This is a genomic window from Micromonospora sp. NPDC049662 (assembly GCF_040675055.1).
In the GTDB taxonomy this organism is placed as follows: domain Bacteria; phylum Actinomycetota; class Actinomycetes; order Mycobacteriales; family Micromonosporaceae; genus Micromonospora.
The window spans coordinates 1-8,407 of sequence record NZ_JBFAOC010000103.1; the positions used below are offsets into that span (position 1 = coordinate 1).

General features: G+C 72.9%; 9 protein-coding genes. 6 read left to right on the forward strand and 3 right to left on the reverse strand.

Annotated features, from left to right (window positions below; genetic code table 11):
- Nucleotides 1-205 precede the first annotated feature (205 nt).
- A complete protein-coding gene (locus AB0J36_RS33965; protein WP_363661572.1) occupies nucleotides 206-1,300 on the reverse strand; it encodes a 3-deoxy-7-phosphoheptulonate synthase in 1,095 nt (364 codons plus the stop codon).
- Nucleotides 1,301-1,573: 273 nt separating this feature from the next.
- Here AB0J36_RS33965 and AB0J36_RS33970 point away from each other — a divergent pair, with 273 nt between their 5' ends.
- Nucleotides 1,574-1,792, forward strand: a complete 219-nt coding sequence (locus AB0J36_RS33970; RefSeq protein WP_363661573.1) for a hypothetical protein — start codon at nucleotides 1,574-1,576, stop codon at nucleotides 1,790-1,792.
- Here the strand turns inward: AB0J36_RS33970 and AB0J36_RS33975 are convergent.
- Nucleotides 1,759-2,493, reverse strand: a complete 735-nt coding sequence (locus AB0J36_RS33975) for a phosphodiesterase (RefSeq protein WP_363661574.1) — start codon at nucleotides 2,491-2,493, stop codon at nucleotides 1,759-1,761. The two genes, AB0J36_RS33970 and AB0J36_RS33975, sit on opposite strands and share 34 nt — an antisense overlap.
- 106 nt (nucleotides 2,494-2,599) lie before the next feature.
- On the opposite strand from AB0J36_RS33975, the gene AB0J36_RS33980 reads away from it, so the two are divergent.
- From AB0J36_RS33980 to AB0J36_RS33995, 4 genes are all read left to right on the forward strand, one after another.
- The gene (locus AB0J36_RS33980) at nucleotides 2,600-3,892 is read left to right on the forward strand and encodes a pitrilysin family protein (RefSeq protein ID WP_357134795.1); all 1,293 of its coding nucleotides are present in this window, start codon (nucleotides 2,600-2,602) and stop codon (nucleotides 3,890-3,892) included.
- Nucleotides 3,889-5,229, forward strand: coding sequence for a pitrilysin family protein (locus AB0J36_RS33985; protein WP_363661575.1), 1,341 nt, complete (start codon nucleotides 3,889-3,891; stop codon nucleotides 5,227-5,229). The genes AB0J36_RS33980 and AB0J36_RS33985 overlap by 4 nt, the downstream gene beginning before the upstream one ends.
- A gap of 151 nt (nucleotides 5,230-5,380) precedes the next feature.
- Nucleotides 5,381-6,406, forward strand: a complete 1,026-nt coding sequence (locus AB0J36_RS33990) for an aspartate-semialdehyde dehydrogenase (protein ID WP_357174697.1) — start codon at nucleotides 5,381-5,383, stop codon at nucleotides 6,404-6,406.
- Between the two features lie 135 nt (nucleotides 6,407-6,541).
- Nucleotides 6,542-6,982 (forward strand): PPOX class F420-dependent oxidoreductase, encoded by a 441-nt coding sequence (locus tag AB0J36_RS33995; protein WP_357134800.1) that lies wholly within the window; start codon nucleotides 6,542-6,544, stop codon nucleotides 6,980-6,982.
- 22 nt (nucleotides 6,983-7,004) lie between these two features.
- On the opposite strand, the gene AB0J36_RS34000 is transcribed toward AB0J36_RS33995, so the two are convergent.
- Nucleotides 7,005-7,586, reverse strand: a complete 582-nt coding sequence (locus AB0J36_RS34000; protein WP_363661576.1) for a nucleotidyltransferase family protein — start codon at nucleotides 7,584-7,586, stop codon at nucleotides 7,005-7,007.
- A 203-nt stretch (nucleotides 7,587-7,789) separates the two neighbouring features.
- On the opposite strand from AB0J36_RS34000, the gene AB0J36_RS34005 reads away from it, so the two are divergent.
- Nucleotides 7,790-8,206 (forward strand): CBS domain-containing protein, encoded by a 417-nt coding sequence (locus AB0J36_RS34005; RefSeq protein WP_355052239.1) that lies wholly within the window; start codon nucleotides 7,790-7,792, stop codon nucleotides 8,204-8,206.
- Nucleotides 8,207-8,407 lie beyond the last annotated feature (201 nt).

Below are 8,407 nucleotides of genomic sequence, written 5' to 3' on the forward strand. Positions count from 1 at the left end.
CCGCCCCCGGCCTCGTGAGCCGGGGGCGGCGCCGGTGTCGGTGTGCAGGTCGCCTCTCGGCGAGTGGCGCGACGCGGCTCCAGCCGAACGGTATTCCGCGAGGGCTATTTAGGTGAGGCCCGGGGACACTGAGCACACCGACACCTCAGTTAACCAGGCCGCACCCACTCGTGTTCCGCGCACCGCAGTGCCGGCCGTCACACCCTCAGGCGGCGGTGGGCAGGGTGGCCCGGCGCGCGCGCACGGCGGTGGCCAGTGCGGCGAGCACCTCGGCGGTGTCGTCCCAGCCGAGGCAGGCGTCCGTCACCGAACGGCCGTACACCAGCTCGCGGGTGGGATCGAGGTCCTGCCGGCCGGGCAGGAGGAACGACTCCAGCATCACGCCGGTGATTCCGCGCTGGCCGGCGGCCAGTTGGGCGGCCACGTCGGCGGCGACCAGTGGTTGGTTGCGGTGGTCCTTGCCGCTGTTGGCGTGGCTGGCGTCGATCACCAGACGCTCGGGCAGCCCGGCGGCCCGGAGCAGGTCGAGCGCCCCCGCCACCGACGCCGCGTCGTAGTTGGATCGACCGCCGCCGCCACGGAGCACCAGGTGACCGTCGGTGTTCCCCCGCGTGTGCATGATCGCGGGGGTGCCCGAGAAGTCGATGCCCGGGAACACGTGCGGCACTCCCGCGGCGCGGATCGCGTCCACGGCCGTGCCGATGCTGCCGTCGGGGCGGTTCTTCATGCCGATCGGCATGGACAGGCCGGAGGCGAGCTGCCGGTGCACCTGGCTCTCCACGGTGCGGGCGCCGATCGCGCCCCAGCCCACCGTGTCGGCGATGTACTGCGGGGTGATCGGGTCGAGGAACTCGCAGCCCACCGGCAGGCCGAGGCGCAGGACGTCGAGCAGCAGCGCACGGGCTCGACGCAGGCCGGTGTTGACGTCGCCGCTGCCGTCCAGCCCGGGGTCGTTGATCAGACCCTTCCAGCCGACCGTCGAGCGGGGTTTCTCGAAGTAGACCCGCATGACGATGAGCAGGTCGTCGGCGAGCCGGTCGGCGGCGGCGCGCAGGCGCTCGGCGTACTCCAGCGCGGCGGCCGGGTCGTGCACCGAGCACGGGCCGACCACCACCAGCAGGCGGTCGTCCTCGCGGTCGAGAACGCGGCTCACCGCGCGGCGGTCGTTCAACACGGCCGCGGCGAGCGGGGCGTCCAGGGGCAACTCGTGGTGCAGCAGGGCGGGTGTGGTCAGCGGCACGACGCGGTCGATCCGCTGGTCGCTGACCCGATCGGTCTCCGGGGTCGTCACGGTGGGCATCCTTTCGCCGACCGTGCCCGGGGCCGGTGCCCGGGACGAGCCGGCTGCTCGTACGCAGAGGGGCGGGAACGACAGCTCCTGCCCGGCCGGCTCGGTCCGTGGTGACGTCAGATCATGGTGAAGTCACCGGCGTGCCAGCCGGCTGCCTAAACCATGGATACGTCCTCATCACCGGGCCAGCCTACCCGACCGGGCCGGGCTCGCCCGTCCCTCGTCCCAGGATGCGGCGTGAACACCGCGTGCGAAGGTCGGGCCCGGGGTAACAGGGGTGCCATGACTGACGAGCAGAGCGATCAGGAGCGGGCGGAGTCCCGCGCCCACCACCTCCTTCCCGAGGAGGTCGCCGCGGGCAGTGACGATCCGCAGGCGCAGGCGGAGGCCATCCTCGCCGAATCGGACCTGCGCGAGGCGGACCAGAACGCGGCCCCCGACACGGTGCTGGAACGGCGCACCTCGGGTCAGACCGTGGTGGCCGTCGAGCCGCCGGACTGAACCGTCGCGCCGCGGGCCCGGCGTGACCCCCGGTAGGTCTGCTCGCGCAGCCAGCCGAGCGGACCGGCCGCCCGCAGGCCGGCCGGCAGGTTGCGCACCGGGTCGAACGCGAGCGCGGCGTCCTGGCGGGCGTCCAGCGGGACGCCGATGCCGACCTGGCCGACCGGCCGCCACGGCCCCACGGCGGACGCGACCGCGAGCACCAGGCGCGGCGCGTCCGTCCGGGCCGCGGCCGTGACGGCGGACAGGGTACGACCGAGGTCGACGGCCTCCGGGTCGGCCAACGCGGCCAACCAGAGTCGGCGACGACCCGCGCGATAGCCCATGATCGTGCTGTACGTCCCGGAGAACCCCCGGCGGGGCAGTGGCAGGTTCCGCAGCACCGAAGCCGCCCCGCTGGAGCTGACCAGCAGGTCGAACGGACGCCCCTGGCCGGAGTGCACGCGCAGGGCCAAACCCAGCACGTCCGGCCACCCGCCCGGCGTCGGCGTCCCCCGGGACAGGCGGACCGTGCCCGCGTACTCACCGGGGTCGTCCAGGAGGCCGACCCCGACGGGCGGTCCGGGCGTACCCCAGATCGTCACCAGGGCGGAGAACGACGCGCCCGCCGGATGCAGCAACCGGCCGCGGCGCAGGCGGCCGAGCGCGGCGCTCGCGCGTTCGACGGCGCGGGCGGCGCGGCGTGGGGTCGGTCGGGTCATACCCCCTGCGGTACCCCGAGCGGCGGACTCGATGCGGGCGGGTGGGTCGGCTCGCCGACGCACCGCACGTCACCTTTCCGTCCGCGAGATCGGATAGCGTCGTGCCATGCCCGACAGTGGTTACCCCTGGCCCATCGAGACGTCCCGACTGGACAACGGCCTGCGTGTGGTGGTGAGCGAGGATCGCACCGCGCCCGCGGTGGCCGTCAACCTCTGGTACGACGTCGGATCCCGGCACGAGCCGGCCGGGCAGACCGGCTTCGCCCATCTCTTCGAACACCTCATGTTCGAGGGCTCGGTGAACGTGGCGAAGACCGAACACATGAAGCTGATCCAGGGCTCCGGCGGCTCGCTGAACGCCACCACCAACCCGGACCGGACGAACTACTTCGAGACGGTCCCGGCCGAACACCTGGAGTTGGCGCTCTGGCTGGAGGCCGACCGGATGGGCGGGCTCGTCCCGGCGCTCACCCAGGAGACGCTGGACAACCAGCGCGAGGTGGTCAAGAACGAGCGCCGGCAGCGCTACGAGAACGTCCCGTACGGGGACGCCTGGCTGCGGCTGCTGCCGCTGCTCTACCCGCCGGGGCACCCGTACCACCACTCGACGATCGGTTCCATGGCCGACCTGAACGCCGCCGACCTCGCGACCTTCCAGGCGTTCCACGAGATGTACTACGCGCCGAACAACGCGGTGCTCACCGTCGTCGGCGACGCCACGGCCGCCGAGGTGTTCGCGCTGGCCGACAAGTACTTCGGCGCGTTGCCCGCCCGCGACGACATCCCCGCCGCCCCGGACGGCCGCAGCGTCCCGGCGACCGGGCAGCCCGCCGTGGAGACGGTGAGCGCCGACGTGCCCGCGCCGCGCGTCTACGTCGCGCACCGCGGCCACCCGTTCGGCACCCCCGGGTACGACGTGCTCACCGTCCTCGCCACGGTCCTCGGCAGTGGTCGGGGCAGTCGGCTCTACCAGCGGCTCGCCGACGGCGAGCGGATCGCCCAACCCGACCTGGTCGGCGCGTACGGGGTGGACCTCGCGCACGCGCCCGCGCCGCTGATCGCCACCGCCACGGCCCGGCCCGGGGTGAGCGCCGAACGGCTGACCGAAGGGCTCGCCGAGGTCGTCGACGAGCTGGCCACCGTGCCGGTCACCGCCGCCGAACTGGACCGGGCCAAGGCGCTGCTGAGCACCGCGTGGTGGCGGCAGATGTCGACGGTGGACGGCCGCGCGGACACGCTCGGCCGGTACGCCACCCAGTTCGGCGACCCTGCCCGGGCCGCCGACCGGCTGCCCGCCTGGCTCGCCGTGACCGCCGAGCAGATCGCCGAGACGGCCGCCGAGGTGCTCGGCGCCGCCGACCGGGTGACCCTGACCTACGTGCCCGAGGAGACCGCATGACGCTGATCACCGACCGTCCCGGCCCGGGTGCCGCTCGCCCGTACCGGTTCCCGCCGGTGGTCCGCCGCGCGGTAGGCGGCGGGCAGGTGGTCGCCGCGCACCTGCCCGGGCAGAACCTCGCCGTCGCGCTGCTGTTGCTCGACGCGGGCGCCGGCCGCGAGCTGGCCGGTAAGGAGGGCCTGGGCGGCGTCCTCGCCAAGGCCATGGAGGAGGGCACCGCGCAGCGGGACGCCACCGCGTACGCGCTGGCCATCGAGGCGTTGGGCACCGAACTGGTGACCGGGCTGGACTGGGACTCGTTCCAGGTCAGCGTGCAGGTCCCGGTGGACCGGTTGACCGCCGCCGTGGAACTGCTCGCCGAGGCCGTCCGGACGCCCCGGCTCGACCCGGCCGACGTGCGGCGGGTCCGCGACGACGAGGCGAACGCGCTGCGCATGGACTGGGCCAACCCCGGTCCGCGCGCCGACGCCGCGCTGCGCGCCGACCTGTTCGGCGCCGACACGCGGTGGGGACGACCGATGTACGGCGACCCGGACTCGGTGGCCGCCCTGGACGTGGAGGACATCACCGTCTTCCACTCCGAGTGGTTCCTGCGGCCCGGCACCCTGGTCGTCGCCGGTGACCTGGACCGGATCGACCTGGACGCGCTGGCGGCCGCGGCGTTCGCCGGCACCGGAGGCGGTCCGGCCGAGCGCGGCGGTCCGGTCGAGGTGCCGCTGCGCGCCGGCCGGCGGATCATCCTGGTGGACCGGCCGGGCTCGGTGCAGTCCACGCTGCGGCTCGGTCACCCGTCGCCGCACCGGGCGCACCCCGACCACGTACCGATGACCCTCGCCGGCACGGTCCTCGGCGGGGCGTTCACCTCCCGGCTCAACCACCTCATCCGCGAGGTGCGCGGATATACGTACGGCATCCGGGGCGAGTTCGCCTCGTCCCGCCGGTTCGGCCGGTTCGCGGTCAGCTCGGGCGTGCAGACCGCGGTCACCACGCCGGCCCTGGTCGAGGCGGTGGGCGAGATCGCCCGTACGCAGGCGGACGGCGTGACCGAGGACGAGCTGGCGGTGGCCCGTTCCTGGCGGGCCGGGCAGCTCTCGGTCGAGTTGCAGAGCCCTCGGGCGATCGCGTCGGCGCTGACCACGCTCGTGGTGCACGACCTGCCGGACGACTACCACGCCCGGCTGCGCGAGGAACTGCTCAACGCCGACGTGGACCAGGTGTCGGCGGCAGCGGCCACTCACCTGCACACCGACGCGCTGACCCTGGTGGTCGAGGGCGACGCGGCAGTGATCCGAGAAGACCTGGAGTCCGCAGCCCTAGGAGACCTACACCTGCTGTAGACGCGTTGATCAAGAGGTTTGCGTCGGATTGCACGCGCTTCCTGACGCAAACCTCTTGATCAACATGCCGGGCGCGGTCCGGTGTGAGGTGGGACCCGGGAGGTGGGAAAGGGGTCCCGGTTTCGGGGGTGGGGTGGGTAGCCTCCGGGGCATGAGGATCGGCATTGTGGGGGCCACCGGCCAGGTCGGTGGCGTGATGCGGCAGGTGCTGGCGGAGCGGGAGTTCCCCGCGGAGCAGGTGCGATTGTTCGCCTCGGCGCGTTCCGCGGGGCGTACGTTGCCGTGGCGCGACGAGGAGGTGACCGTCGAGGACGCCGCGACGGCGGACTACTCCGGGCTGGACATCGTGCTCTTCTCGGCCGGTAAGGGCACGGCCAGGGAGTTGGCTCCCCGGGTCGCCGAGGCCGGCGCCGTGGTGATCGACAACTCGTCGGCGTTCCGGATGGACCCGCTGGTGCCACTGGTGGTAGCCGAGGTCAACCCACACGCCGCGGCCGACCGCCCGAAGGGCATCATCGCTAACCCCAACTGCACGACGATGGCCGCGATGCCGGTGCTGCGCCCGCTGCACGCCGAGGCCGGTCTGATCGGCCTGGTCATCTCGACGTACCAGGCGGTCTCCGGCGCCGGGCTGGCCGGCGTCGCCGAACTGGACGAGCAGGTCCGCAAGGTCGCCGAGCACGCCTCGGCTCTGGCCTTCGACGGGTCGGCCGTGGAGTTCCCCGCGCCGCGCTCGTTCGCCGAGCCGATCGCCTTCAACGTGCTGCCGCTGGCCGGCTCGATCGTCGACGACGGCTCGTTCGAGACCGACGAGGAGCAGAAGCTCCGCAACGAGAGTCGCAAGATCCTGGAGATCCCCGACCTCAAGGTGTCCGGCACCTGCGTCCGGGTGCCGGTCTTCACCGGCCACTCGCTGCAGATCAACGCCCGCTTCGCGCGGCCGATCACGCCGCAGCGGGCCCACGAGCTGCTGGCCGACGCGCCCGGCGTCGCGCTCACCGCCGTGCCGACGCCGTTGCAGGCCGCCGGGCAGGACCCGACCTACGTGGGTCGCATCCGCGCCGACGAGACCGTCGAGTACGGGCTGGCGCTGTTCTGCTCCAACGACAACCTGCGCAAGGGCGCGGCGCTCAACGCCGTACAGCTCGCCGAGTTGGTCGCCGCCGAACGGCGCTGAGGATCACCGTCCCCTGCGGGCCCGGCCGGTCACGGTCCGGGCCCGCAGTCGGTGATGAGCGCCGGCACATCGGGAGCGGGACCGTGCCGGTCGTGTTTGGATGGACGAAGCCGACCGCGCCACCTGGAGGAAGTTGTGCCGGAGAACCCCAACCAGCAGGCGTTGACCGACCTGGTCGCCGGTCGTTCGATGGGCGTTCTCGCCACCATCAAACGTGACGGGCGACCGCAGCTGTCCACGGTGGTCTACTCGTTCGATCCCGCTGCCGGCCTGATCCGGGTATCCGTCACCGACGGCCGGGCCAAGACCGCCAACCTCCGTCGGGACCCGCGCGCCAGCTTCCACGTCAGCAGCGAGGACGGCTGGGCGTACACGGTCGTCGAGGGGCGTGCCGAGCTGACCGCCACGGCGGCCGACGTCGAGGACGCCACGGTCGAGGAACTGGTCGGGCTCTACCGGTCGTTGCGCGGCGAGCACCCGGACTGGGCCGAATACCGCAGCGCCATGGTTGCCGAGCAGCGGCTGGTGCTGCGCCTGCACGTGGAGCGGATGTACGGGATACCGCCCCGCTCCTGAGGGATCGCCGGCGGCTGCCGGCTCAGCCCGGCTCGACCACGGTCACCCCGGGCCAGCGATGCGCGGGCCGGTGACGGGCCAGCCGCTGTCGGGACCGCGCGACGTCCACCCGGGCCGGGTTGTGCCGCCACACCCCGCCGAGCAGGTCCGCGAGGCCGTACGGGGCGCAGACCTCCAGCTCACCACCCGCCGCCAGGCGCACGGCCACGGCCGTGGCGTACTCCGGCCAGGTGGCCACCGCCTCGGCGACGCTCCGGTACGGCGCGATCGGGTCACCGCCAAACTTCGAGGCGTACCAGGTGTGTACCGCCGCCTGGTTGCGCGCCTGCCACGGTGCAGCCGACCAGGCGGCGACCAGACGGTCGGTGGCCCGCTGGTCGTCCTCGCGGGACAACCTCGCCGGGTCGAAGAAGACCACGTCCACGTCACGGACGGCCGTCGGGTCGAACCCGTCGCCGTACCGCTCGCCCCAGACCAGGTCGCGCAGGGCGCCCGCGCCGATCCAGGCGTCGGGTAGGCCGGAGTCGCGGACCACGGTCAGTGCCCGGGTCAGCCAGGCGTTGCCGCCGATCAGCTCCCGCAGCTCACGCTCACCCGTCAGCACCTCGTCCACGGTAGGCGGCGTCGCCGAGGCTCGCTGCCCCGCGGCACCTTCCCGCTGCTGCCGATGTTCTACACCCTGACCAGCAGTGGTCTCTGCTGTCCGTGCCGCCTGCGTCGGCCACCCGGATAGCCGGTCGACCGATGGTGTTACCCCCTGCGGAGCGGCGGGTAGACGGGCCGTGCCGACACCGAGAGGGGAGCACCATGACAACGGTCGGAGAGTTCATGACGACCCGGTTGGTGACGATGGACGGCAACGACACGCTGATCGCCGCCGCGCAGGAGATGCGCGACAGCGCCATTGGTGACGTGGTGGTGACCGATGGCGACAGTGTCGTCGGTATCGTCACGGACCGGGACATCACGGTCCGGGGTGTCGCGGAGAACATGGACCCGGGCTCGACCCGGCTGAACCAGATCACCAGCCGCGATGTGATCACGGTGAGCCAGTACGACGACGCGGTGTCCGCCGCTGACCTGATGCGTACCTACGCCGTACGCCGGCTGCCGGTGGTCGACGAGGGCCGCCTGATCGGCCTGGTCTCGATGGGCGACCTAGCGGTCGAGCGTGAGCCGCAGTCGGTGCTGGCCGACATCAGCGCCGACGAGCCGAACAACTGACGCACGCAGCACAAGAGCGCCGGCCCTCCCATCCCGGAAGGGCCGGCGCCCCCCTACCCCCCACCCCCACCCCCACCCGCCCCCTCCCGCCCTCAGCCCGCCCCCGGCCGGCCCCCAGCCGCCCTCGGCCCGCCTCGCCCCCGGTCTGAACTCCTTTCACCAACTACCCCAACGCGAAAGGGGGGGGGACCATGATATAAA